At 64.7% G+C, this 22864-nt stretch carries 25 protein-coding genes; 10 read left to right on the top strand and 15 right to left on the bottom strand.

Annotated elements, in window-relative coordinates:
- Window positions 1-2 precede the first annotated feature (2 nt).
- Genes WS49_RS31400 through hyfB form a run of 4 tightly spaced genes read right to left on the bottom strand, consistent with a single transcriptional unit; the run spans window position 3 to window position 5069 of the window.
- Complete coding sequence (locus WS49_RS31400; RefSeq protein ID WP_059536777.1) at window positions 3-1466, bottom strand: hydrogenase 4 subunit F; 1464 nt, start codon at window positions 1464-1466, stop codon at window positions 3-5.
- Window positions 1459-2118 (bottom strand): hypothetical protein, encoded by a 660-nt coding sequence (locus WS49_RS31395; protein ID WP_059536774.1) that lies wholly within the window; start codon window positions 2116-2118, stop codon window positions 1459-1461. The genes WS49_RS31400 and WS49_RS31395 overlap by 8 nt, the downstream gene beginning before the upstream one ends.
- Window positions 2119-3069 (bottom strand): respiratory chain complex I subunit 1 family protein, encoded by a 951-nt coding sequence (locus WS49_RS31390; RefSeq protein WP_059536771.1) that lies wholly within the window; start codon window positions 3067-3069, stop codon window positions 2119-2121.
- Window positions 3063-5069 carry a hydrogenase 4 subunit B gene (gene hyfB / locus WS49_RS31385; RefSeq protein ID WP_059536767.1) on the bottom strand — a complete coding sequence of 669 codons (2007 nt, stop codon included), beginning with the start codon at window positions 5067-5069 and terminating at the stop codon, window positions 3063-3065. The genes WS49_RS31390 and hyfB overlap by 7 nt, the downstream gene beginning before the upstream one ends.
- A gap of 245 nt (window positions 5070-5314) precedes the next feature.
- Between hyfB and WS49_RS31380 the strand changes: the two genes are divergently transcribed.
- Both WS49_RS31380 and WS49_RS31375 read left to right on the top strand, forming a co-directional pair.
- Window positions 5315-6082 carry a YoaK family protein gene (locus WS49_RS31380; RefSeq protein ID WP_059536764.1) on the top strand — a complete coding sequence of 256 codons (768 nt, stop codon included), beginning with the start codon at window positions 5315-5317 and terminating at the stop codon, window positions 6080-6082.
- A 108-nt stretch (window positions 6083-6190) separates the two neighbouring features.
- Entirely contained in the window at window positions 6191-6388 is a 198-nt protein-coding gene (locus tag WS49_RS31375) for a ribbon-helix-helix protein, CopG family (protein WP_059536760.1), read from the top strand.
- Between the two features lie 13 nt (window positions 6389-6401).
- Here WS49_RS31375 and WS49_RS31370 read toward each other — a convergent pair whose 3' ends face one another.
- Complete coding sequence (locus tag WS49_RS31370) at window positions 6402-7238, bottom strand: hypothetical protein (RefSeq protein WP_059536757.1); 837 nt, start codon at window positions 7236-7238, stop codon at window positions 6402-6404.
- Window positions 7228-7566: an alkylphosphonate utilization protein gene (locus tag WS49_RS31365; RefSeq protein ID WP_063888568.1), complete on the bottom strand. Its 339-nt coding sequence runs from the start codon at window positions 7564-7566 to the stop codon at window positions 7228-7230. Before WS49_RS31365 ends, WS49_RS31370 begins: the two co-directional genes overlap by 11 nt.
- A gap of 207 nt (window positions 7567-7773) precedes the next feature.
- Here WS49_RS31365 and WS49_RS34585 point away from each other — a divergent pair, with 207 nt between their 5' ends.
- From WS49_RS34585 to WS49_RS31355, 4 genes are all read left to right on the top strand, one after another.
- Window positions 7774-8220, top strand: coding sequence for a hypothetical protein (locus WS49_RS34585; RefSeq protein ID WP_082725618.1), 447 nt, complete (start codon window positions 7774-7776; stop codon window positions 8218-8220).
- A 321-nt stretch (window positions 8221-8541) separates the two neighbouring features.
- A complete protein-coding gene (locus WS49_RS34580; protein WP_082721967.1) occupies window positions 8542-8763 on the top strand; it encodes a hypothetical protein in 222 nt (73 codons plus the stop codon).
- 183 nt (window positions 8764-8946) lie between these two features.
- Window positions 8947-9426 carry a hypothetical protein gene (locus WS49_RS36300; protein ID WP_257127627.1) on the top strand — a complete coding sequence of 160 codons (480 nt, stop codon included), beginning with the start codon at window positions 8947-8949 and terminating at the stop codon, window positions 9424-9426.
- A 96-nt stretch (window positions 9427-9522) separates the two neighbouring features.
- Complete coding sequence (locus tag WS49_RS31355) at window positions 9523-9945, top strand: amino acid-binding protein (protein ID WP_059536754.1); 423 nt, start codon at window positions 9523-9525, stop codon at window positions 9943-9945.
- A 608-nt stretch (window positions 9946-10553) separates the two neighbouring features.
- Here WS49_RS31355 and WS49_RS31345 read toward each other — a convergent pair.
- The 4 genes from WS49_RS31345 to WS49_RS31335 form a co-directional block, all read right to left on the bottom strand.
- Window positions 10554-11117, bottom strand: a complete 564-nt coding sequence (locus WS49_RS31345; protein ID WP_059536746.1) for an Hsp20/alpha crystallin family protein — start codon at window positions 11115-11117, stop codon at window positions 10554-10556.
- A gap of 50 nt (window positions 11118-11167) precedes the next feature.
- Window positions 11168-11368 carry a hypothetical protein gene (locus WS49_RS34575; protein ID WP_257127626.1) on the bottom strand — a complete coding sequence of 67 codons (201 nt, stop codon included), beginning with the start codon at window positions 11366-11368 and terminating at the stop codon, window positions 11168-11170.
- A 155-nt stretch (window positions 11369-11523) separates the two neighbouring features.
- Window positions 11524-11931: an Hsp20/alpha crystallin family protein gene (locus tag WS49_RS31340; protein ID WP_059536744.1), complete on the bottom strand. Its 408-nt coding sequence runs from the start codon at window positions 11929-11931 to the stop codon at window positions 11524-11526.
- A gap of 15 nt (window positions 11932-11946) precedes the next feature.
- Window positions 11947-12387: an Hsp20/alpha crystallin family protein gene (locus tag WS49_RS31335; protein WP_059536740.1), complete on the bottom strand. Its 441-nt coding sequence runs from the start codon at window positions 12385-12387 to the stop codon at window positions 11947-11949.
- A gap of 249 nt (window positions 12388-12636) precedes the next feature.
- On the opposite strand from WS49_RS31335, the gene WS49_RS31330 reads away from it, so the two are divergent.
- The gene (locus tag WS49_RS31330; RefSeq protein WP_059537393.1) at window positions 12637-13020 is read left to right on the top strand and encodes a hypothetical protein; all 384 of its coding nucleotides are present in this window, start codon (window positions 12637-12639) and stop codon (window positions 13018-13020) included.
- Window positions 13021-13061: 41 nt separating this feature from the next.
- On the opposite strand, the gene WS49_RS31325 is transcribed toward WS49_RS31330, so the two are convergent.
- Both WS49_RS31325 and WS49_RS31320 read right to left on the bottom strand, forming a co-directional pair.
- Window positions 13062-14366: a HipA domain-containing protein gene (locus WS49_RS31325; protein WP_059536737.1), complete on the bottom strand. Its 1305-nt coding sequence runs from the start codon at window positions 14364-14366 to the stop codon at window positions 13062-13064.
- Window positions 14356-14640 carry a helix-turn-helix domain-containing protein gene (locus tag WS49_RS31320; RefSeq protein WP_059536734.1) on the bottom strand — a complete coding sequence of 95 codons (285 nt, stop codon included), beginning with the start codon at window positions 14638-14640 and terminating at the stop codon, window positions 14356-14358. Before WS49_RS31320 ends, WS49_RS31325 begins: the two co-directional genes overlap by 11 nt.
- 420 nt (window positions 14641-15060) lie before the next feature.
- Here WS49_RS31320 and WS49_RS31315 point away from each other — a divergent pair, with 420 nt between their 5' ends.
- Entirely contained in the window at window positions 15061-15771 is a 711-nt protein-coding gene (locus WS49_RS31315; RefSeq protein WP_059537389.1) for an MgtC/SapB family protein, read from the top strand.
- A 43-nt stretch (window positions 15772-15814) separates the two neighbouring features.
- On the opposite strand, the gene WS49_RS31310 is transcribed toward WS49_RS31315, so the two are convergent.
- Entirely contained in the window at window positions 15815-18004 is a 2190-nt protein-coding gene (locus WS49_RS31310; RefSeq protein WP_059536731.1) for a hybrid sensor histidine kinase/response regulator, read from the bottom strand.
- A 287-nt stretch (window positions 18005-18291) separates the two neighbouring features.
- On the bottom strand, window positions 18292-18525 hold the full coding sequence (locus WS49_RS31305) for a hypothetical protein (RefSeq protein WP_230939777.1): 234 nt from the start codon (window positions 18523-18525) through the stop codon (window positions 18292-18294).
- Here WS49_RS31305 and WS49_RS31300 point away from each other — a divergent pair.
- Window positions 18517-18897, top strand: coding sequence for a class I SAM-dependent methyltransferase (locus tag WS49_RS31300; RefSeq protein WP_257127625.1), 381 nt, complete (start codon window positions 18517-18519; stop codon window positions 18895-18897). The two genes, WS49_RS31305 and WS49_RS31300, sit on opposite strands and share 9 nt — an antisense overlap.
- 239 nt (window positions 18898-19136) lie before the next feature.
- Entirely contained in the window at window positions 19137-21548 is a 2412-nt protein-coding gene (ppsA, locus tag WS49_RS31295) for a phosphoenolpyruvate synthase (RefSeq protein WP_059536728.1), read from the top strand.
- 51 nt (window positions 21549-21599) lie between these two features.
- Here ppsA and phaZ read toward each other — a convergent pair whose 3' ends face one another.
- Complete coding sequence (gene phaZ / locus WS49_RS31290) at window positions 21600-22814, bottom strand: polyhydroxyalkanoate depolymerase (RefSeq protein WP_059536725.1); 1215 nt, start codon at window positions 22812-22814, stop codon at window positions 21600-21602.
- Window positions 22815-22864: the final 50 nt, after the last annotated feature.

Raw genomic sequence — 22864 nt, 5'->3', positions numbered from 1 at the left:
GCTTATCCCGCCAGCATCGTTGCAGCCTGGCGATACCACATCGCCAGATAAGGCGGCACGTACAGACCCAGCATCAGGCCGAGCCCCAGATGCACGAACACCGGCAGCAGCGCCGGCCGGTGTTCGAGCGGCGTCGCCGTCGTCGTTTCGCCGAACACCATCCGCTGCACGCGCGCGAAGATCGCCGCGAACGCGACGGCGAGCCCGAGCAGCAGCAACGGCGCGGTCCACGGGAGCGCGTTCATCGCCGTCGTCAGGATCAGGAATTCGCTCGCGAACACGCCGAACGGCGGCAGCCCGAGAATGGCAAGTGCGCCAAGCATCAATGCCCAGCCGACCGTCGGGCTGACCTGCAGCAGCCCGCGAATGCCGTCGATCGCCTGCGTGCCGGCCTTCTGCGCGGCATGACCGACCGCGAAGAAGATCGCCGACTTGACGAGGGAATGGACCGTCATGTGCAGCAACCCGGCGAACGTCGCGATCGGTCCGCCGAGCCCGAACGCGAACGTCATCAAACCCATGTGCTCGATCGACGAGTACGAGAACAGGCGCTTCACGTCCTTCTGCCGGAACAGCGAGAACGACGCGATCAGGACCGACACGAGCCCGAACCCGACCAGCAATCGCCCAGGCAGGCCGTTGCCGAGCGCGCCGTCGGCCAGCACCTTGCAGCGCAGCACCGCATACAGCGCGACGTTCAGCAGCAGGCCGGACAGCACCGCCGAAATCGGCGTCGGACCTTCGGCGTGCGCGTCCGGCAGCCAGCTATGCATCGGCACGAGGCCGACCTTGGTGCCGTAGCCGACCAGCAGAAACACGAAGGCGATCGACACGATCGTCGGATCGAGCTGGGTCCTGATCGCGGCAAGGCTCGTCCACAACAGCGCGTCGCCGTCGGTCAGTTGCCGGCTCGCGGCAAGATACAGCAGGATCGTGCCGAACAGCGCCTGGGCGATGCCGACGCCGCACAGGATGAAGTATTTCCATGCGGCTTCGAGGCTCGCGGCGGTGCGGTAGACGCTGACGAGCAACACGGTGGCGAGCGTTGCGGCTTCCATCGCGACCCACAGCACGCCGACGTTGTCGGTCAGCAGCGCGAGCAGCATCGCGAACATGAAGAGCTGATACATGCTGTGATAGAGCCGCATGCGTGCGGCGGTCATCCGGCCGCGGGCTTCCTCGATCTGCATGTAGGGCCGGGAAAACAGCGATGTCGTCCAGCCGACGAACGCCGTGAGTGCCACGAGATAGACGTTGAGCGGATCGACGAAAAACGCGCGTCCGCATGCGAACGACGGGCCGTGCTCGACGGTGCGCGCGGCAAGCACCACCGTTGCCGCGAACGTCAGGAAGCTGAAGCCGACGTTCAGCTGGCGCGCGACCCGGCTCGGCCGCACGCAGGCGAGGCACGCCGCTCCCGCGAGCGGCAGGCCGAGCACGGCGAGCACGACGTGGGCGTCATTCATCTTTGAGTTTCTCGAGGTGATGGATGTCCAGGCTGTCGAACTGCTCGCGAATCTGGAACATGAAGACGCCCAGGATCAGGATCCCGATCAGCACGTCGAGCCCGATGCCGAGCTCGACGATCATCGGCATGCCGTTGGTCGCGGCCGCCGCCGCGAAGAACAACCCGTTTTCCATCGACAGAAAGCCGATCACCTGCGGAATGGCCTTCGCGCGCGTGATCATCGCCATGAACGACAGCAGCACGCATGCGAGCGCAATGCCGAGCGTGCCGCGTGCGACCGATGTCGCGAGCTGGCTGATCGGCGCCGCGACATTGAACGCAACGATGACGAGCACGATGCCGATCAGCAGCGTGGTCGGGATATTGATGAGCGGCTCGACGTCGGTCTTGACGTCGAGCCTGCGAACGAGCCGGTACAGGAACCACGGAATCACGCCGACCTTCAGCACGAGCGTCAGCGCGGCGGACACGTACAGGTGCACGTCGTCCGTGACGAAGCCGAGGATCAGGTTCGCCGACACGAGCGCGACACCCTGCAGCGTATAGAGATGGATCAGGGACAGGATCCTGCGCTGGCTCAGCATCGCGAACGACAGCATCAGCAGCACGGCCGCGAGAAAATTGATCAGTTGTGTCGCGTAGGCGTGCATTCATGCTCCCAGCAGCAGATGGACGAGCATGCCGATCACGGCCAGCAGGAAGGCGGTCGCCAGGAATTCCGGTACCCGGAAGATGCGCATCTTCGCGTTGGCCGTTTCGACCACGGCGAGCGTCACGCCGCCTGCCGCCAGTTTGACGAAGAGCACCGGCACGGCCAGCAGCAGCGCAACCGGATCGCCCGCGTTCGCGATGCCCCAGGGCACGAACAACGCGAGACCGATGCACGAATACGCGAACAGCTTGAGGCTTGCCGCCCACTCCATCAAGGCAAGGTGCCGTCCCGAATATTCGAGGATCAGCGCCTCGTGGATCATCGTGAGTTCGAGGTGAGTGGTCGGATTGTCGACCGGCAGCCGCGCATTTTCGGCCAGCGCGACCAGCGTGAACGCGATGCCGGCGAACGCCAGACTTGGATAGATCGTGAGCTCGCCGCGGCCGAGTGTCGCGACGATGCTCGTCAGCAGCGTCGACTGCGTAATCAGTGAGGCAGACAGGAGCACCATCAGCAGTGCCGGCTCCGCGAGGAAGCCGATCAGCATTTCGCGGCGGGCGCCGAGCGTGCCGAACGCCGTGCCGACGTCCATCGCCGCGAGCGACAGCGTGACGCGCGCGAGCGCAAACAGGCCGACGAGCGCGATTGCATCGGCGGCGGGCGACAGCGGCAACTCGGTCGACAGGGTTGGCACGATCGCGCACGCGAGCGTCATGGCGGCCCAGACGACATAGGGCGCGCCGCGGAACACGGGGCTTGCGCCGTGCGCGATGACCGATTCCTTGTTGAACAGCTTGTGGAGCATCCGGTACGGTTGCCAGATGGACGGCGCACGCCGGTTCTGAAGCCAGGCGCGACATTGGTTGACCCAGCCCGTGAGCAATGGCGCGGCCGCGATCGCTATCACGATTTCGAGAGTCTGCGAGATGACGCCGGACAGGGTTACCATCGTCTCACCAGCATCAGAAGCACGATCAGCACGACGAAACTGTATGTCAGGTAAACCGCGATCTTGCCCGTCTGCAGCCGGCCCGCCCAGTCGGCGATGCGTTGCGTCAGTGCCGCGATGCGCAAGTAGAACGCGGACCAGGTCCGATCGGTCACCGACACCCGATAGGCCGGCTGCGCGTCGAATGGCGACGGCAATTGCCGCTCGATGTGCAGCAGCGGTGCGAAGATTTCGCGGATCGGTTGGCCAAATCCTTCCGCCGTATCCTGCATTCGCGCGGTCGTGAACGGGAAGCCGCAGCCCCACGGCGCCGCGCGTCGCAGCCGGCCGTGATAGAAACGCCGCACCAGCACCCACGCGAGTCCGCAGCATGCGATGAAGAACAGCATGAAAGCCGCGGGCATGTAGCTCGTGCGAGCGGCCGATATGGGCGCGAACAACAGCCAGCCGTGATTGTCCGCGCCGACGCCGGCGCCGACCAGCGTGTGCGTGACGCGATCCAGCAGCTTGACGAACTGCGCCGGCATCAGCCCGAGCAGCACGCTGGCGGTCGCGAACCAGCAGAACGCGAGCCGTTCCCACGTGTTCGCATCGCGGGCGCGGTTCAGCTTCGCTTCTCTCGGTTGCCCGAGGAACACGATGCCGAAGAACTTGACCATCGTGTAGCCGGCCAGCGCGGCCGACATGGCGATCAGCGCGGCGGCGATCGGCACGGTCATGGCGAGCACCGAATCCGGCAAGCCTGGCGCGAACAGGAAACTCTGCAGCAACAGCCATTCGGCCGCGAAACCGCTGAGCGGCGGCAAGCCCGCGCTCGCCGCGACACCCGCGAGCACCGCCCATGCGGTCCAGGGCATGAAGCGAATCAGCCCGCCGAGCTTGCCGAGGTTGCGCTCGCCGGTGGCGTGGAGCACGGCGCCCGTGCCCAGGAACAGCAAGCTCTTGAATGCCGCGTGCGCGACGATCTGGTAGAGCATCGCGGTCAGCGCGAGCGCGGACAGGCTCGTCATCCCGTATGCGCGAAACAGCACGGCAAGACCGAGCGCGACGATCATCAGGCCGACGTTGTCGATCGACGAATAGGCCAGCAGGCGTTTCATGTCGGTCTGGATGGTGCTGAACACCACGCCCAGCAGCGCGGTGCCGATGCCAAGCACGAGCAGCAGCACGCCCCACCATGCGATCTGCACGTGCAACAGGTCGAACAGGGTGCGCAGCAGGCCGTACAGACCCACTTTCAACACGAATCCGCTGAGGAGCGCCGAGACGGGTGACGGTGCCGCGGGATGGGCCTCCGGCAGCCACACATGCAGCGGGAAGATGCCGGCCTTCGCGCCGAACCCGACGAGCGCGAACAGGAAGGCGAACGATGCGGAGAAGGTATCCAGCGACTGCGCGCGCAGGTTGGCGAACGTGTAGTCGCCGGTACGCGCCTGCAGAATGCCGAAGCAGAGCAGCAGCGCGAGCGCGCCGACGTGCGAGATCAGGAAATACAGATATCCCGCACGGCGGATCTCGCCGATCCGGTGGTTGGTCATCACGAGAAACGTCGCGGACAGCGTCAGCGTCTCCCAGGCGACCATGAACACGTATGCGTCGTCCGCGATCAACACCAGTGCGATGCTTGCGACGCAGACGTGGTATTCGAAGCAGATCAACCCGGGCGCGGATCCTTCGCCTTTGCGGAAATAACCGGCTGAAAAGGCGCCGATCCCCGTGCTGACGAGGCCCAGCACGAACAGGAAATAGCCGGACAAGCGGTCGAGACGCAGATGAAAGGGCAGGCCGGGAAGCCCGATCGGCAGCACGGCGGTAGACGGTTCGGCAAAGATGCCGGCGAGGCCTGCCGCGGCGGCGAACAGTCCGACCAACGCGCCGAGCGGAAAGAGGCCGTGGGCCACGAGCCGCGTGCGACGCAGCACCCCGAGCCCCAGCGTGCCGACCGCGAGCCACGCGGCCACGGCCAGCAGGACGAAGTGGACGACCGGCACGGGTGCCATCCGGAATGTCTCCAGTACGCTCGGGTTGGACGAGGTGGTTGGAATGGCCGCTTCTCCCGCGACGTATTCCTGCCCGCATTATGACACCGAAAGGCCAATCCGGATAACAAGGTATGATAATGTCGTTATCATTAAAGTCTCATGAATCCTCGGATGGAGCGGGCGCACGTGGCGGTTTGTCGCGGCGTTCCGGGCTCCGCCCAGGGCGTCGTTGCCCCCGATCCGGGCGAATGAGGGAAGATCCTATGCCAGCGCAGTACTTCCGAGGCCTGACGGGAAAACACCGTAGCGCGGCCGCGAACCGCCAGCTCGGGTTTTCGCTTGCCTTTGTTGCCGGAGCAACCAATGCCGGCGGTTTCCTCGCGGTCAAGCAATACACGTCCCACATGAGCGGGATCGTGTCGGCGATTGCGGATCAGACGGCGCTCGGCGACATCCGGCTCGTGCTGGCCGGAGTGGGTTCGCTCGCGTCGTTTCTGGTGGGCGCCGGCTGCTCGGCGATGCTCGTCAACTGGGGGCGCCGCCGCGGCCTGCAGAGTCAGTATGTGCTGCCGTTGCTGGTCGAAGCCGCGCTGCTGCTCCTGTTCGGGCTGCTCGGCAGCCATCTCGCGCTGTGGGAAGCGTTCTTCATGCCGGTCACGGTCATCTTGCTGTGCTTCATCATGGGGCTGCAAAACGCGATGATCACAAAGCTGTCGGGAGCGGAAATCCGCACGACGCACATGACGGGCATCGTGACGGACCTCGGCATCGAACTCGGCAAACTCTTTTACTGGAACCGCTCGAATGCAGACGTGCACGCGCAGGCGGTGATCGCGAACCGCGCGAAGCTCAGGATTCACGGAACGATGCTGGCGTCGTTCTTCGTCGGGGGGCTGGCCGGCGCAATCGGCTTCAAGCATGTCGGCTACGTGTCGACCGTGCCGCTTGCCGCGGTGCTCGTCACGCTGGCGATCGTGCCCGTTGTCGACGACGTGCTTGAATATCTCTATCGGCTCGACCGCAGGTCGTGAGCCGGTCGCCGAGCGGATCAACGCGTGTGTGACGAATGTTTTCCGGTACTGGCGGCAAGGGCCGGTGCATTATAATTGGATTAGCATATTCGCCGACTCTGTCCTGTAATGGAAACGAAAACCGCACGCTTGACCATCCTGATCGATCCCGCCAAGAAAGAAGCGTTCGACATGCTCTGCGCGGAGCAGGACCTCACACCGTCGCAAGTCGTGCGGCAGTTGATTCGCGAGTATCTCGAGGAACACGGCGTGAGCTACAAGACGAAAAGCACGCTCGGCAAGCGGGTGAAGCGAAGCGCGGGCTGAGTTCGCAAGTCGGCTAGACGTCGATTTCCCAGTGTGCATGCCCCTGCGCATGCCAGATCAACCGCTTTGGATCGAGGCGTTCTCCTTCCTTCATGCGCCGAGCGGTTGACGACAGCTTGAGTTCGCCGGCAAACGCGAACGAGCGCGCGCGTTCGGACAGCACTCGCCTCGATGGCAAACGAAGCGGCCCTTTCCAGGCGAAAGCGACGTAATTGCTGTCGTCGTCGCAGCGGACAACCGCATACGAAGGGCCGAACACGCAGCCCAGGCGCGCGATGTGAGCGGGCAGCGACGGGTCGTCGTCCGCCAGATTGATCGCGAGCACTCCGGAATCGCTCAATCGCTCGCGACAGGCGGTAAAGAACGCGATATCCGCACACCGGCTCGGCATGCCTTCCGCGACGAAGGCATCCAGCAGGATCACGTCGGTGTGGACATCCTCCCGGGTCACGTACTCCGCGCCATCTGCACAGATCACCTTGAATCGAGAGTCGTCCGCAGGAATCCTGAACACGTCGCGTAGCGCGATGACTTCCGGATTGATTTCGACCGCATCGATGGTCACGCCGGGCAGATGCCGATAACAATACTTTGCCAAGGAGCCGCCGCCGAGCCCGATCATGCATATATGTCCGGCGGCTGGGTGCAGCAGCAAACATCCCATCATGGTTCGCGTATAGCCGAGCGCCAGTTTGTCGGGCGTGCGCAGCGACATGAAGCTTTGGGTGGTCTGGTGATCGAAGTGCAGCGAGATCGCGTGCTGCGTCTCCAGCACGTACGGTCGCCCGTCATTCAGCGGGGTCGACAGAAATTCGACGAGCGCATCGTAGGATGTTCGGTCATGCTCCATGCTCGATCGATCCGGGTAGGCAAGTTGTTGGGGGTGCGTGCAGCGAACGGCAACGACAAGTGGGTTCGCCGTTGTGATCGCCGCCGACGAGACGGATGCTCTTGACCTCGGGGCCCATCTTCAACGCGATCGACGAACCCTTCACGCACAAGTCCTCGATCAGCACGACGGAATCGCCGTCCGACAGGACTGTGCCGTAAACATCCTCGACCACCCGCTCGACGGATTCGTCAGTCGATTTGATGCCGGCGCCGGCCGCCCATTCGTGACTGCAGTCCACGCATACGATCAGCGCGCCGTCCGAGGCAGAGTTCATCGCGACTTTCATTTGTCGGATTCGGGAGAGGCAAGGGGAAAACGGGCGTGCACTTTCATCACCGACGTTGCCATCGTGCCGTCGGCCCGCGGGTGCGTCCAGCTCAAAGTTCGATGTGCGCCGCATTATAATGCGATACACATTTGTTTATTGCTGTCTTATAATCGCATCTTGCCGCCGATCACCGGAGTTGCGGGCGGATTCGCGGAGGTAGTCGACATGTTCGATCTGGATGGGGTGCTACTGCTGCCCGATCGGCGGCCCGTATTCCTGCCGGAGGTCGCGGGAAGCCGAGGGCTTATCGTTGTGGGTGTCGGACGCGGTGGCGAGCGCGGCTTCCAGATGGTTCACCGCTTCCATGATGCGGCCGAACGGCTCGCGGCTGCCGGTATCCATCTGGCCTTCGTTTATCCGAGGGAATCGGCTCGGCATGTGATGGATCCGATCTCGGTGGCCAGTGCGCGGTTCCGGCACCACCCGCGTCTGCTTCTCGATGCAGATGGCTGCTGTTTTGCGCAGGGTGTGCCTCCTCGATTGCTCAATGCCGTGTATCTGAGCAGCGAGATGAAGCGTCTCGCCGGTTTCGAGATCGACGTGCGCAATGCTGCATGGGAAATCGAGTTCCAGGCGTTTCTGATGGCCTGCCAGGTCGCCTCGTCCCACTGAATACCAGGATCTGTTTCACGGCACGCGCGAGGAACATGGCAACCGTCGTCCATTTCGAAATGGGTCCCGCATGGTGCCTGGACGATGTGAACTCCGTCCGTGATGTGCTCGTGGACATGGCGCGTCGCAGCATGTCCGCACAAGTTCTTTCCTGCATTTGCAAGCGACTTCGTCTCGCTGGGCTTTGAAGGCTGTGAGATGTCCTCCGTACACACCGAGGTCGGTGTCAGATGCGACTGGACACGCCTGAGTGCGTGTCTTGCCACATTTGAGCTCGAGACATGCAGCACCCTTGACCATGGTCAAATCTTTGGAGACGCCATGAGCGACAACGAAACTTCGACGGTTCAAACTATCTCGGCCTCCGCGATCTGGGCGCTCGAGCGCCTTGCCGATATTCGTTATGGTCGCGATACGCCCGCGCTTGGCTGGTCCATTACCCGAGAACTCATTGGCGCTGGATTCGTGCGCTACCCGACGAACGGTCGAGGAAGCGTTTCGATTACGGCAGCTGGGCAGACGTTCCTGAAAAATCGGAAATAGTGCTTGTCGACGTCGCTCGGGAATCGCACGGTCGCGTTGATTCAAACATCCAAGCGGAGTCGTTCATGTTGTGCGCGGTTGCGTCTGATATGGAAAGCGCCAACGTGGCAGTGCGCGGCTGCGGATTGCTGTCGCGCGCCAAGATGAAGAACGTATCGCTGCGGACATGACAAAAGGCTGAACGTGCTTTCCTTCCTGCGGTCCCTTTTTGTTCGGCGCAAATTTCGTCGGCTTCCGGTGGTTCGTTTTCAATCCAGACCGATCGATCTGGGCATCGACGGTGCTCTGCATTCGGGCTGGGAAGTCGCGATCCTGGAGGCGTCCGGCGGTACCGTCGGCGCGGCGACATACAGTCTGGCGCCACGGACCGATCGGGTCTACGTTCATCGGCTGGAAATTCTCGCGTCAATGAGACGCCGCGGCTATGGTCTGGCCTTCCTGTCGTATTTGCATCGAACGTACCAGTTGCCTATCACCGCCATCGACGATCTACCGGAAGTCCGACCGTTCTGGCGCGCGGCGAGAATCTTTCAATCCGGAACATTGCGGGTAACGGCCGGGCAATCATCCGATGAGTTCCGCGACGAGCTGCTTCAATGGCGGCATCGGCAGGCAGTCATGCTCGCGTTGCGCCCCCAATCAAAAAAATTATCGGATTCCTAGACAAACGCGCATGCCGACCCTCGCGTAAGCGGCCTTGCTCGCCGGTCATGCGCGACATAGATTGTCTTCATCGAGGTCCGATTTTCTGGAGGGGCCATGGAACTGTTCGTCGAACGCGTTGACGTTTGGGCGGCCACCATCGAGGACAAGCCGGGCGGTCTTGCGCACGTTTTGAACGCGTTGCGGGATGCTGGCGCGGATTTGCAATTCGTTGTCGCCCGGCGCGCACCGGAAGCACCAGGCAAAGGGGTCGTATTTGTCGCGCCGCTGCAGGGCGACAAGGAGATCCGCGCTGCCACGCAGGCGGGATTCAATGCCACTTCGGGCCTTCACTCCATCCGTGTGATGGGACTGGACCAAGCGGGGATCATCGCGGAGCTGACCCAGAAACTGTCGGACGGCGGGATCAATCTCCGCGGCGTATCCGCTGCCGTGCTGGGCTCGCAGTTCATCGCTTATCTCGCGCTCGACTCGCTGGCCGACGCCGAGCGGGCGATGGATATCTTGCAAAGGGCTTGACTAGCCGTTGTCTCCCGCTGCCTTTGCGTGCCTTCGCGCTTCGTCGTGCCATGTGCGGCAAGTACAGTGCGAGGGCAGGAGGGATTGAATAGCTCGACGGTAATCATTCGAGGTTGAGTTTTGAATGAAAGTCGACGCATTGTGATAAGAATACTTATCCTGTCTTATTTGTCCGGCGTCGCCCATCCCTCCCGCTTGTCGCTTTCGTTCGCTGGTCACCGCAGGCCGGATCTTGCGGCCGTGATTCTCCGTGACGTTGCCCGTTGACATATGACACCCCCTGAATAGCCTTGCGCCCAACGCGATCCCGGCAATGCGGGCGCGGCCGCACCATGCGTCGCCTCGGCAGCGGCCATCGCGTTTCGCTGGCGATCAGAAGCAATTTGTTACAAAGAGCTGTTTTCACGCCCTCTTGAAGCGCGCGATGGGCGCCTCTATTTCGCAATCCGCCAGACATTGGCTCCGCTGCACTGCGGCGTTCCACGCGCCCCGGTACCCGCAGCCGGACTCCCTTATTGGCGATCCTTTAATCGCTCGGGAGGTGGAAATGCAGATTCGTCCTCTCTACGATCGGGCGCTCGTCGATGGGGACTTTTTGCATAGTTAACCTAACAGATATCGATCGTGCGACTCACGGTCTGCGTCGGCTCCGATTTTGGCACGGTCAACGTAAGTACACCGTTATCGAACTTTGCCAACGTGCGATCGGGGGCGGCGTATTCCGGCATCGGGATCGTGCGCACGAAGCTTCCATGGGCGCGCTCCAGCCGGTAACAGCCATTTTCCTCGCTGCGTACGTCCTGCTTTTTCTCTCCGCGCAGCACGATTGCCCCGTCCTCGATGCTCACCTTCAGATCTTCGCGCTTCATTCCAGGCAGTTCGGCGGTCACGCGCAGCACCGGTCCTTCATCGACGACGTCGATGCGCGGCTGGAAGCGTGATGAACTGAAGTCGCCGAACCATCGCTCGAGCGCGCCACGGCCTGCGAACGGGTCATGAAAGAACTCTTCCACCGTACGCCACGGCTCACGTGAGAACAATCGCGGCATGTCGGGCCACGCGGCCCGCCACTGTTCGCTCGTCGGCGGATTTTCCGGGCCTTCTCCGTCGGACTTGCGGGCAGTTCCACGAAGGAACTTGAAGGGGTTCCACTTTTTCAGATCGGTATTCATGGCGTCCTCCGATTCAGCTTCAATCCGTTTCGAGCGTGGCGGCCAGTCCGTCAGGTAGCAGGCGTGCCCCGAGCTTCGACTGCTCCGGGCACGCCGCGATCGATCGGTTTCACCGCGTACCCGAGCGCACCGCACCGCGCTTCGGCCCTGCTTGTCCAGTGCTCGCCGAAACGCGTCAGATGCCAATCGGCCGACACCTCATCATTCCGTTCGATCCGGACGATGGCGATGTGGCCATCCGGTGTGGGCATGCGTGTCGCGATCTGTCGAACGGGGACGATGCGGACGCATGCCCTTTACAGGACTCCTGAGCGGCATCGGACACCGGTTCCTGCCGCGCCTGGTTCGCGACGGGCGGCGGCGCTTTCCCCGCCGCCCGTGTTCCCGACCCGCCGTTGCCGAAGGGTCAGCCGGTCCTGACTTCAATGCGCCGTGGGCGAGCTTCGTCGCGACGCGGGATCGTCAGCTTCAACACCCCGTCCTGGAGGTTTGCCTCGATCTTCGACGTATCGAAGTCCGGTGACAGCGTGAACGTCCTGGCGAAGTGCGGCTCGCGGACCTCGGCATGCTGCAGGCGCAGGTTTGCCGGCGTCGGCACCACCGCCTCGGCCTCGATCGAGAGGCTGCTGTCGTGAACCTTGACGTCCAGTTTGTCCTTCGTCACGCCGGGTAGATCCGCCCACAGTGTGACGCCCTGATTGCCCTCGTATATGTCGACGGCAGGGGTGAGGGTGATCCGGCGCGTGGCCTGTTCCGTGTCGCGACGCGTGACTGCGGACGGGGCGCGTTCAGCCAGTTGGGTCATGTCGTTCATGATCGGCTCCTGGAGTTACTGGACAGTGATTGCGCGTGGCTTGGACGACTCGCGCTTGCCGATACTGATCGACAGGCAGCCATTTTCGTAGCGCGCCTGGACTTTGTCGGGATCGGCAGTGTCGGGCAGCTCGATGACGCGCCGGAAGGTGCCGACAAAGCGCTCCTGCGCATACGTACGCGTCTCGCTTCCAGTGTCGGGTTGTGCCGATTTGCGTTCGCCGCTGATGGTCAGCAAGCCCTTGTCGATCGATACGTCGAGTTCGGTGGCGTCGATGCCCGGGGCGAAGGCAACGATCTCGATCGACTCGTCCGTCGCGCCGACGTTGATCTGAGGAAATGCGCCCAGCCGGCTGGCGCGGATGCTGGACGGGAAGCCGCCGAAGAGTTGCGCCATCTGCTGTTGCAGGCGGTCGAACTCGCTGAAGAGGTCGGTTCCGAAGTAAAGATCGCTCATGATCGTATCCTCCTTGATGGCAATCGGGAGGCGAACGGGCCTACGCGCTCCAGTTCGCCTGCCGGACTGCCGGCAAACAAATCGAAACACGCAGCGCGCGGGATGAAACGGTTCGCGCGTCTGCCTGAGCGAAACTCAAGATAGGCATTCTGCGGAAAATTTCAAGGGGCGTCGCCGGATTTTTGGACTTGAAATTTCGGCGCTGGAACCTATCATCGCACCGGCTTGGAACTGCATGCGGAGGACGCCATGGAATTCGATACGGACTGGCTTACGCTGGGCAGGCATCGTATCCGGCTGCGCTCGACGAAGGGCTTTCCGACCGAGACGATGCGTACGGTGACCGAGGTCGTCAGGCTGGCGATCGACAACAACATGAGCGCGCGGGCGCGACTCGTCGAGATCGTCTGCCGCCAGGAAAAGACCTACGATGTGCTGGTCGGCACGACGATGGCGGAGGACAAGGCTTGTGCACCGCAACTTGAAGCCGCGGTCGCGGTCGTGCTGGGCCTGTTGCCTGACCAGATCAACATCACGGTCACACCCGTCACGCAAAAGGAGGTCGATCTGCACTTTGGCGTGTACGAGCGGATGCTGTCGGAGAAGCTGAGTACGACGCCGCCGCTCCGCTGACCGATCTGCCTGAACCGGCGCGCTTTTTTCGATATCCGTACTCAATCACCCGTCGACCGAAGCGCGCGCCCCATCTCGGCGATCGGCATCGCCGCGATCGAATTCAGCAACCGCGTCTCCCCGGCGTCCGGGCGGGCGATTGCGCGCACGTCATCGAGCGTCTGCGCGACGTGGCGATCGAGCGGTTCGAGAAAACGCCGCAGCTCGCTGGCCGCCGCCTTGTCCCTGAGCCCGAGTGCCTGTCCGAACGCGATCAGCGCATCCGCATCGATATCGACGAACCGCGTCGCGGTGCCGAGCGGCATCGTCAGTTCGCAGTGCGGCCAGTGATCGCCGCGATGGTCGGGCCGGTGCGTCGGCGTGTGATACACGACCGTGCTGACGATGTCGTAGAACGGCGCGAGCCGGTAACCGCGCGCGTCGACGAAGAACGACAGGTTCTTCAGGTGCGCATCGGCATTGCCGACCACCACGTTGAACACGGTCCAGCGGAACACCGACAGACGCGCCAGCGCGCGCGTGCTGGTGCGGTCGATCGCGCGGGCAAGCTCCTGCGCGTTCGCGCGCTGGTACTTGAAGCCGCGGTCGTAGTTGAGCAGTTGCATCGCGTCGATCGTATGCACGCGCCCGGCCGGCGCCGACGCGACGTCGCGGTCGAACCGGTCGATCACGTAGCACGCCGACGGCGCGCGCAGGAAGTGCACGTCGGGCACGTCGAGCCCCATCTTCTTCGCGAGCTTCATGCAGAAGAATTCGTTGATCGCCGAGTGCGGGTAGCCGGCCGCGCGCATGTCCGGCTTGAGCAGGTGCATCGACGGCTCGCTGCCGACCGGCTCGTACAGCGCGTAGTCGGGTGCGTCGCCGCGCAGCACCACCAGCAGCTTCTGCTGCGCGCCGGCCGCCGACATGCGCTTGGGCGCGGTGGCCGTCAGCGCGCGCTCGGGCATCGCCTGGATCCGGCGTTCGAGCTCGTCGAGCGGCAGCGGCTGCAGGCTGCCGGGTGCTTCCTGTTCACCGTCGGCCAGCAGCGTCAGCGCGCCGGCCGATTCGCGCCCGAAGTACGCGAGCAGGCCCCACGCGTCGGCGGCATCGACCTTTGCCTCGCGCGCGAGCGACGTGCGCATGCCTTCCTCCGGCAGCAGGTTGTCGAAGAACCACTGGACCGGGCGATCGGTCGACGTATCGGTGAAGGTGCCCGCGCGTAGCGCGAACGCCGGCGACAGCGGATAGGCGGTCGGGGATGCGAGCCATTGCGGGTCGTACGCGAACGACCAGATGCCTTTGTCGTCGGTCAGCGTGCCCATGCGCTCGCCGTTGGCGGAGGCGATCAGCGTTCTAGCCGCCATGGCTGCTCCTGCGGCGTTGCGCGGCCTTCAGCGCGGTGGCTTCCGAAATCTCGACCGACGACTCGGCGTACAGGCGCACGCCCAGTTCGCCGAGCAGCATCATGACCTTGCCGATTTGCGCGGTCGGCTTTGCGGCTTCCACCTGGCTGATGAATTTCGGCGACAGCCCGGTCGCGTTCGCGAGTTCGTCGCGCGTGAACCCCTGCTGGAGCCGCGCCGCGCGGATGAGGTGGGCGAGCGCGCCGATCGTGTCGACGGACTGGGATTCCGACATGACGTTCTCCGTGCTTCGTATCTGATCGGGAACAGTATTGCACAACTGGTCGGCTGAGGCATCATTTCGTATCCGTGCAGGAACGGAGATGCGGGAAAATGACTTGAGACGTCATTTCGTATCCGCTCGGGAACAGAAGCCGCTGGAGCTGCCTGTTGAAATCGTCTCCGTGTCCGATCGAATACGAAAAAGACGGTTCGGCGTTGCGCTGATCGCATGCGCAGGTGACCGGCCGGGCCGGCGAGGGTGCATGGAGCCGGCGGCGATCACGGTCAGCGAGCCAACGTTCGTTGTCGACGGCCGGCGCCGCGCGCGGCCGTCGTTCCGCAACCAGATCGGGCCCGAACCTTGCGCCCCGCAAGCGCCGTCCGCGGCCGCACCGCGACGCGTCACGCATGACGGATTTGAATGGAGGCGCGCATGGAGCCCATGCCGGTCGTACTTCAGTGGGATGCGGTCCTCGTCAGGATCGCCCTCGCGCTGGTCGCGGGCGGGCTGATCGGCCTCGATCGCAGCGAATCCGGCAAGACGGCCGGGCTGCGCACGACGATCCTCGTCTGCCTTGCCGCGTGCCTGTCGATGCTTCAGGTCAATGCATTGCTGCTGCAGGCCGGCAAGCCGGAGGGCGCGTTCTCGGTGCTCGACCTGATGCGCCTGCCGCTCGGCATCCTGACCGGGATGGGCTTCATCGGCGGCGGCGCGATCCTCCATCGCGACGGCCTCGTATCCGGCGTCACCACGGCCGCGACGCTGTGGTTCGTGACGGTGGTCGGTCTGTGCATCGGCGGCGGCCAGTTGTCGCTTGGCGCGCTCGGGCTCGCGCTCGGACTCCTGGTCGTGTGGCCGCTGCGGTTGGTCGAGCAGCGCGTGCGGAGCGTCAGGACGGCACTGCTCACGATCGAATACGAACTCGGCTCGCCGACGCGCGACCGCCTGACGATCGGGCTGCGGGACGCAGGTTTCGCGTGCCGCACGCGCGGTTTTCGCGAAACGGCCGCGCGCGCCGTGCGCGAGGAGGAACTGCTCGTAACGTGGCGCGAACCGACCAACGCCGATGCGATGCTGCCTCAATTGATCCGGATCGCCGAATTGGCAGACCTGACTTCGATCCGCTGTTCCGTGGAGAACTGAGCCGCACGGTGCTTTCCGGGCGTCGGCTGGTCGCGTGCCCCGTTCAGCGTCCGGCTTCCGGCTCGGCGCCGTCGTGCGCATCGCCGTTCGTTCCGGGCGGGCTCATCGCGAGATGAAGCGCTGCCGGGTCGACCGGTTTCACGAAATGCTGCAGAAACCCGGTCGCGAGACAACGTTCGCGATCCGCGTTGCGGCCATAGCCGGTCAGCGCGAGAAAGATGCACGGCGTGACTTCGTTGATCGCTTTCAGCCGCCTCAGCAGCTCGTAGCCGTCCATCACCGGCAGCCCGATGTCGAGGATCGCGACGTCGGGACGGTAAGCGCGGTACGCGGCCAGCGCGGTCACCGGGTCGTGCACGACGGCGACTTCGTGGCCTGCCTCGCGCAGCCATTGCGCGAGCGTCGACGCGGCATCCTCGTTGTCGTCGACCAGCATCACGCGCCGGCCGGTGCGGCCCGGCGCCATGTCGCGGATGCCGATCGGCGGCTGCGGCGCGGCGATCGCCAAGGCTTTCGGCCGGTACTCGGGCAGCGAGATCGTAAACGTGCTGCCGCAGCCGGGGCCGGCGCTGTCCGCGCGCACCGTGCCGCCGTGCAGGGTCACGAGACTGCGCACGAGCGCGAGGCCGATACCGAGGCCGCCGTGCGCCTGCTTCGCGTCGCCGTCGAGCCGGTAGAACGGCTCGAAGATGCTGTCGAGGCGGTCGCGCGGAATGCCGGCGCCGTTGTCGCATACCTCGACGAGCGCGGTGCCGTCCGAACCGTGGGCCGCGCGCACCGTGATGTCGCCGCCCGGCAGCGTGTATTTCGCCGCGTTGGTCAGCAGGTTCGCGATGACCTGCGACAGCCGCACCGGGTCGCCGTGGCAGCGTGCGTCCGGATCGGCGTCGACATGCAGGCGGTGACGGCGCTGCTCGAGCAGCGGGCTCGCGACCTCGACCGCATGGTCGACGATGTCGGCGAGCTGCACGACTTCCTTCTTCAGCGTGATCTTGCCGCGCGTGATGCGCGACACGTCGAGCAGGTCGTCGATCAGCCGGACCATGTGATCGAGCTGCCGCTGGATGATCGCGATCTCGTTCGGCGTCGCGTGGCCGTCGCGGTTGCGGATCAGCTCCAGCGCGAGCGAGATCGGCGTCAGCGGATTGCGCAGCTCATGGCCGAGCACCGCGAGAAACTGGTCCTTCGCCTGATTCGCGTCGCGCAGTTCGCCGAGCAGCCGGTCGCGTTCGGCATTCGCGGCGACGAGCTTCTCGCGCGCGGCGACGTGCTCGGTCACCTCGACCGCGCTGACGATCACGCCAAGCCCGTCGGCAAGCGGCTGCGGATTGAAATGCAGCCGATACACGCGGGCCCCGTCCGGCTCGGGACGGTCGCGGTGCTCGGCGATCGTCGTCGAGCGGCCCTGCGCGCGGGCGGTTTCGAGCGCGCGCACGATCGCCGGCGTATCGCCGCCGGGCAGCACGGCCGTCAGCGGCTGGTCGACGATGTCGGTCCGGCCGCACAGTGCCGAGAAGCGGTGATTCGCGAGCACGATCCGGTGCGCGGCGCCCGACAGCAGCGCGATCGGCAACGGCGCGTGCATCAGAACGCCGTTGCGTTGCTGTTCGGCGTCCTCGCGACGGCGGATTTCATCGCTCAGCGCGCGCGAGCGCTGTTGCGACAGCGCCAGCGTAAGGTGCAACTCGTTCTCGTCGTGGCGCAGCGATGCGGCGGGCAGGATGCGGCGATGCAGCGCGCAGACATGGCGGAACGTCTCCGACTGCTCGGTGCTGGGAAACACGTCGACCGGATAGCCGCAGTAAAGCGAGAAGCGGTGTTGCTCGACCAGTTCGTTCCATAGCGCTTCGAGCCGCAGCGCACCGGCGTACCGCTGCTGCGCGCACAGCAGCGCGACCATTTCGCCGAACGCATGCACGGGGCGGCCGGCGCGGACCGCTGCTTCGACGATCGTGCCGATCGAGCGGCGAAAGCGCGCGGGGTCGGGGAGGTTGCCGTCCATGAAGCTGTCGAGCAGCGTCTGCGCGCTCGACATGAAGATGCGCTCGCGGGCCGCGTCGCCGATCGACGCATCGAGCGTACGCAGGCGTTCGTGCACCGCCGCAAGGCAATCGGGTCGCGCGATCACGATCGCGCTGCCGCCCACGCGCAGCGCCTCGGCCGCGAACTCTGCGACTTCCGACACGAGCTGCGCGTCGGACTCGTAGAACTGGACGAAGTGATCGGCCCGCATCGGTGCCGATTCCAGCAGGGGAGGCGCAGTTTTCATAGCTCACGACCAGGCAATGCCGTTGGCGGCCGGCGATTCCGTGCCGCGGCCATATCCGGGCCGATGCGAGCAAGCCGCGTGCCGCGCGCGCCCCCAGGCCCGACGGCCGTGCGGCGTGAGCCCGGCACGCGTGGGCGGCGCCGGGTGACGCTGCGTTTGTAAATTCTGCCGCGGATTGCAGGACGGATGCGCGATCGGGGTGGCGCGGGGGAGGGGGCTCGACGGGACGCGTTACGCGCGAAAGCCTGTCGTCAGGAAAACGTCGTCGCGACCATGATGCCGAACACGAGGCCGAGCGCGATGCCGGTCAGCCGGCCGTAGATGGATGCGCGCACATTGTCGTCCAGTTCGAACGGCGAGCGCTTGTGCTTCCATACCGTGCTGAATGCCACCGGACGGGTCAGCAGCACGGTGCATGCGATCAGCACCGGTGTCGCGACGAGCATCGCGATACGCGGCCCGTTCCAGTCGACGCCATGCATCATCAGCGAAACGAGCACGGCGAGCGGCACCTCGACGCACAGGCCGAGCAGCGATCCGATGCGATCCTGTCGTTCGAAGTCTTCGAGCATCATCCGGATTCCCGAAGCCTGTTCGCCGACATCATCCGGTACAGGGGGCCTGCCGGCGCACTGCTGTTTCAGACGTCCCTGATCACGCCGGAAATCCTTGCGCGCGGGATCGAGCAATGGTGGTATTGCGTGCCGCGCAACGGGCATATTTCGTTCTACACGAGCCAGGCGCTGACGCTGCTGGCGACGCGGCATGGGCTCGAATTCGGCTCGTTCAGCCCGGAATTGCATGTGGTTTTCGATAGTGCGGCGGCGCCGGGGTGGCTTTCGAAGTTCTTTCAGTGAGGCAGGGGGCTCGGTCACCCGCGTCATCGACCGCCAGGATTCCGTGACGCCATTGTTCCGGTAGCGAACCCTCGTCGCGAGCCGGATACCCCGTTCGCGCGTCGGCCGCCGTTCTTGATGCAGGTCACGAGAGAGGCCGTGGTGTCGGGCCACGATGACCGTGTTCGGCCGACCGCGCCGGCCAATGCCGGACCGCGCCTGTCGCATGTCACTCGGCCGCGACCATCGGAGGGTTCGTCATGGATCACGGGAAAGCACACGTCGTCTGGTTCGACGACCTGCGGCGAGGCGACGTGTCACGCGTCGGCGGCAAGAACGCATCGCTGGGCGAATTGATCGGCAACCTGTCTGCACACGGCGTAAGCGTGCCACCCGGGTTCGCGTCGACCGCGGATGCGTACTGGCGATTCATCGATGCGAACGGATTGAGGCAAGTCATCGGCAGCACGCTCGAGGCGCTCGGCGCACGCAAGATGGCGCTCGCCGACGCCGGTGCGTCGATCCGGCAGGCGATCCTCCAAGGAGACTGGCCCGACGACATCGCCGACGCGATCCGGGATGCGTATCGGCAACTGTGCCGACAGGCCGGCGGAGACGACGTCGATGTCGCCGTGCGCTCGAGCGCGACCGCCGAGGATCTTCCCGACGCGAGCTTCGCGGGTCAGCAGGAAACCTACCTGAACGTGCGCGGCGAACATGCGCTGCTCGCGGCGTGCCGCCGGTGCTATGCGTCGCTGTTCACCGACCGCGCGATCGCCTACCGCGAAGAAAAGGGTTTCGATCACCTGCGCGTCGCGCTGTCGGTCGGCGTGCAGCGGATGGTGCGTTCGGACCTCGGTGCGGCCGGCGTGATGTTTTCGCTCGACACGGAAACCGGATTCGACAAGGTGGTGCTGATCAGCGCGGCGTGGGGGCTTGGCGAGAATGTCGTGCAGGGCACCGTCGACCCCGACGAATACGAGGTGTTCAAGCCATTGCTCGGCGATCCGGCGTGCACGCCCGTCATCGGCAAGACGCTCGGCGGCAAGGCATGCAAGCTGATCTATGCGCGCGACGAGCATGCACCGACCCGCAACGTGCCGACCTCGAAAGCCGAGCGTGCCACCTTCGTGCTGCCGGACCGCGACATCCTGGCGCTTGCGAAGTGGGCCTGCGCGATCGAGGCGCATTATGGCCAGCCGATGGATATCGAGTGGGCAAAGGACGGCATAAGCGGCGAACTGTTCGTCGTGCAGGCACGTCCCGAAACGGTGCAGTCCCGGCGCGAAGCCAGCGCCATCAAGACCTACCGACTTGGTCAGACCGGCCGCAAGCTGCTCACCGGCGTCAGTGTCGGCGAGGCGATCGCGGCCGGCAACGTGTGCGTGATCGACAGTCCGCACGACATGGGGCGATTCGTCGACGGCGCGGTACTCGTGACGCACACGACCGATCCCGACTGGCTGCCGGTGATGCGCCGCGCCGCCGCGATCATCACCGATCACGGCGGCCGCACCTCGCATGCCGCGATCGTGAGCCGCGAGCTGGGATTGCCGGCCATCGTCGGCACCGGCAACGCGACCCGCGTGCTGCACGATCAGCAGGAAGTGACGGTATCGTGCGCGGAGGGCGAGGCCGGGTTCGTGTACGAAGGCATCGCGCAATACCACGTGGAGGCGATCGACCTGACCGACCTGCCGGCCACCCGCACGCAGGTCATGCTGAATCTCGCGAATCCGGCCGCGGCGTTCAGATGGTGGCGACTGCCCGTCGACGGAATCGGGCTCGCGCGCATGGAGTTCGTGATCAGCAACCATATCAAGGTTCACCCGATGGCGCTTGCCCACTACGATGCGCTGACCGACGCGCATGCGAAGCGCGAGATCGCTGCGCTGACGTCGGGGTACGACGACCCGTCGAACTATTTCGTCGACCGGCTGGCGCATGGCCTCGCGCGTATCGCGGCGGTCTGTCATCCCGCGCCGGCGATCGTGCGCATGAGCGACTTCAAGACGAACGAGTACGCGCATCTGGTCGGCGGCGCGCAGTTCGAACCGAGGGAGGAAAATCCGATGCTCGGATTTCGCGGCGCGTCACGCTACTATTCGCCGCGCTACCGTGACGGATTCGCGCTCGAATGCCGGGCGATCGCGCGGCTGCGAAACGACATGGGATTCAGGAACGTGGTCGTGATGATCCCGTTCTGCCGGACGCTCGACGAGGCGGACCGCGTGCTCGAGGTCCTGGCCGCCAACGGCCTGAAGCGCGGCGAAGACGGATTGCAGATCTACGTGATGTGCGAAATCCCGTCGAACGTCATTCTGGCGAGCCAGTTTGCGCAGCGCTTCGACGGCTTCTCGATCGGAAGCAACGATCTGACCCAATTGACGCTCGGCGTCGATCGCGATTCGGCGGAACTGGCCGGGTTGTTCGACGAACAGAACGAAGCCGTGAAGTGGATGATCGCCCGCGTGATCGAATCCGCGCGCAACGCGGGGGCGAAAGTCGGCCTGTGCGGCCAGGCGCCGAGCGATCATCCGCCATTCGCCGATTTTCTCGTCGCGTGCGGCATCGACTCGATTTCCGTCAGCCCCGACAGCTTCATCGCGGTCAAGCGGCGCGTGGCCGCCGCGGAAAACGCTGCGCCGGGCGAGCGTGCGTCGCCGGAATGAACGGTGTCGGATGATTGCACGACGACCATACCGGGCCGGGCGGACGGCGCATCACGCCGCGCACGAGCGCGCCCGGCCGTGTTCGGCGCGGGCGAACGCCGCCTGCAGTACAGGATGCACGTCGGTGCGCCAGTGATCGCCGGTAAAGAGTCCGTAGTGGTCGCAATCGTCGATGTCGACGCGTTGCCGCGCATTCGCTGCGAGACCGCTGCACATCGCCAGCGCGGCATGGGTCTGGCCGGCACCGGTGACGGCATCGCATTTGCCTTCGACGGTCAGCAACCCGATCGAGCGCAATGCGGCGGGCTCGACCCGCTGGCCGTGGACGTGCCACGTTCGATTTGCCAGGCATGCGCGCTGGAAAACGATGTCGACCGTATCGAGGAAGTATTCGGCCGGCATGTCGAGAAGCGTCAGGTATTCGCGTAGCGCCCGGCGGGCGGTTGCGAGTGCGTCGGCGTCGCCGCTCGACACCGCTTGCCGATAGCCATTGACGAGCGCCATGTAGTGTTGCGGGTAGGTGAGCGCGATCTCGGCGCGCTGCAGATAGGCCGGAAAGACCTGTCGCCCGCATCCGGCGAAGCCATGCGGCACCGTATCGATCAGCGTGGCGCGACACCAGTCGAGCGAATGCGAGCGGGCCGCGGTTCCGAGCGCGCTCGGATTGATGCGGGCATCGAGCGGGCCGCCGATCAACGTCAGGCTTGCTGGCAATGCAGCGTCGCGTTGCGCGCGTAGCGCGATGGCGCCAAGCGACGGAAACGTCGCCTGGCAGACCGCGACGACGTGCACCGGACGCGCGTCCGCCAGCAGGGTATCGATGAAGCGGTCGAGCATCGACACATATTCGTCGAGGCCGAATCGGCCCGCGTCGCACGGCACATCGCGCGCATCGATCCAGTCGGTGATGCACACGTCGCCGTCGACAAGCAGTGTCTCGACCGTCTCCCGCATCATCACGGCCGCATGGCCGGCCAGCGGCACGCAAAGCAGGATCACGCGTCGCGCACCCGCGTGCGAGAAGCGGCGCAGCGTGCAAAACGGCGTGCGCGCGACGATCGTTTCGTCGACGTCGATGCGACGGCCGTCCACGTCGACCGAATCGATGGCGAACCGTGGCGCATCGGCATGCAGGTCGAGCAGGGGTTCGCACAGGTCGGCGTAGCACGACGACGCGGCATCGGGCCAGAGACCGCACGTGAAGCGCGCCGCCGCGTCCCACGTTCGCAACCATTGCCGTTGCTGTTCGATCAGGTCATACCACATGGCGCATGGGCGGAAAATCGCGGGAAATTCGAACAAGCCTACTGTCGCCC

The organism is Burkholderia sp. RF7-non_BP4 (assembly GCF_001521935.1).
Lineage (GTDB): Bacteria > Pseudomonadota > Gammaproteobacteria > Burkholderiales > Burkholderiaceae > Burkholderia > Burkholderia diffusa.
The sequence above is the reverse complement of the archived record's forward strand: the minus strand, read 5'-3'. Positions and strand labels throughout refer to the sequence as shown.

What these genes read in the sequence shown, in the direction of transcription:
- ppsA (WP_059536728.1), top strand. Translation starts at nt 19,137, where the DNA reads ATGGATCACGGGAAAGCACACGTCGTCTGGTTCGACGACCTGCGGCGA.
- WS49_RS34585 (WP_082725618.1), top strand. Translation starts at nt 7,774, where the DNA reads ATGTTCGATCTGGATGGGGTGCTACTGCTGCCCGATCGGCGGCCCGTA.
- WS49_RS31400 (WP_059536777.1), bottom strand. Translation starts at nt 1,466, where the DNA reads ATGAATGACGCCCACGTCGTGCTCGCCGTGCTCGGCCTGCCGCTCGCG.
- WS49_RS31375 (WP_059536760.1), top strand. Translation starts at nt 6,191, where the DNA reads ATGGAAACGAAAACCGCACGCTTGACCATCCTGATCGATCCCGCCAAG.
- WS49_RS31320 (WP_059536734.1), bottom strand. Translation starts at nt 14,640, where the DNA reads ATGTCGGAATCCCAGTCCGTCGACACGATCGGCGCGCTCGCCCACCTC.
- WS49_RS31305 (WP_230939777.1), bottom strand. Translation starts at nt 18,525, where the DNA reads ATGATGCATGGCGTCGACTGGAACGGGCCGCGTATCGCGATGCTCGTC.
- WS49_RS31365 (WP_063888568.1), bottom strand. Translation starts at nt 7,566, where the DNA reads ATGAAAGTCGCGATGAACTCTGCCTCGGACGGCGCGCTGATCGTATGC.
- WS49_RS31345 (WP_059536746.1), bottom strand. Translation starts at nt 11,117, where the DNA reads ATGAATACCGATCTGAAAAAGTGGAACCCCTTCAAGTTCCTTCGTGGA.
- WS49_RS31340 (WP_059536744.1), bottom strand. Translation starts at nt 11,931, where the DNA reads ATGAACGACATGACCCAACTGGCTGAACGCGCCCCGTCCGCAGTCACG.
- WS49_RS31355 (WP_059536754.1), top strand. Translation starts at nt 9,523, where the DNA reads ATGGAACTGTTCGTCGAACGCGTTGACGTTTGGGCGGCCACCATCGAG.
- WS49_RS31325 (WP_059536737.1), bottom strand. Translation starts at nt 14,366, where the DNA reads ATGGCGGCTAGAACGCTGATCGCCTCCGCCAACGGCGAGCGCATGGGC.
- WS49_RS31370 (WP_059536757.1), bottom strand. Translation starts at nt 7,238, where the DNA reads ATGGAGCATGACCGAACATCCTACGATGCGCTCGTCGAATTTCTGTCG.
- WS49_RS34575 (WP_257127626.1), bottom strand. Translation starts at nt 11,368, where the DNA reads ATGCCCACACCGGATGGCCACATCGCCATCGTCCGGATCGAACGGAAT.
- WS49_RS31390 (WP_059536771.1), bottom strand. Translation starts at nt 3,069, where the DNA reads ATGGTAACCCTGTCCGGCGTCATCTCGCAGACTCTCGAAATCGTGATA.
- phaZ (WP_059536725.1), bottom strand. Translation starts at nt 22,814, where the DNA reads ATGTGGTATGACCTGATCGAACAGCAACGGCAATGGTTGCGAACGTGG.
- hyfB (WP_059536767.1), bottom strand. Translation starts at nt 5,069, where the DNA reads ATGGCACCCGTGCCGGTCGTCCACTTCGTCCTGCTGGCCGTGGCCGCG.
- WS49_RS31395 (WP_059536774.1), bottom strand. Translation starts at nt 2,118, where the DNA reads ATGCACGCCTACGCGACACAACTGATCAATTTTCTCGCGGCCGTGCTG.
- WS49_RS31380 (WP_059536764.1), top strand. Translation starts at nt 5,315, where the DNA reads ATGCCAGCGCAGTACTTCCGAGGCCTGACGGGAAAACACCGTAGCGCG.
- WS49_RS31300 (WP_257127625.1), top strand. Translation starts at nt 18,517, where the DNA reads ATGCATCATCAGCGAAACGAGCACGGCGAGCGGCACCTCGACGCACAG.
- WS49_RS31330 (WP_059537393.1), top strand. Translation starts at nt 12,637, where the DNA reads ATGGAATTCGATACGGACTGGCTTACGCTGGGCAGGCATCGTATCCGG.
- WS49_RS31310 (WP_059536731.1), bottom strand. Translation starts at nt 18,004, where the DNA reads ATGCGGGCCGATCACTTCGTCCAGTTCTACGAGTCCGACGCGCAGCTC.
- WS49_RS31315 (WP_059537389.1), top strand. Translation starts at nt 15,061, where the DNA reads ATGGAGCCCATGCCGGTCGTACTTCAGTGGGATGCGGTCCTCGTCAGG.
- WS49_RS31335 (WP_059536740.1), bottom strand. Translation starts at nt 12,387, where the DNA reads ATGAGCGATCTTTACTTCGGAACCGACCTCTTCAGCGAGTTCGACCGC.
- WS49_RS34580 (WP_082721967.1), top strand. Translation starts at nt 8,542, where the DNA reads ATGAGCGACAACGAAACTTCGACGGTTCAAACTATCTCGGCCTCCGCG.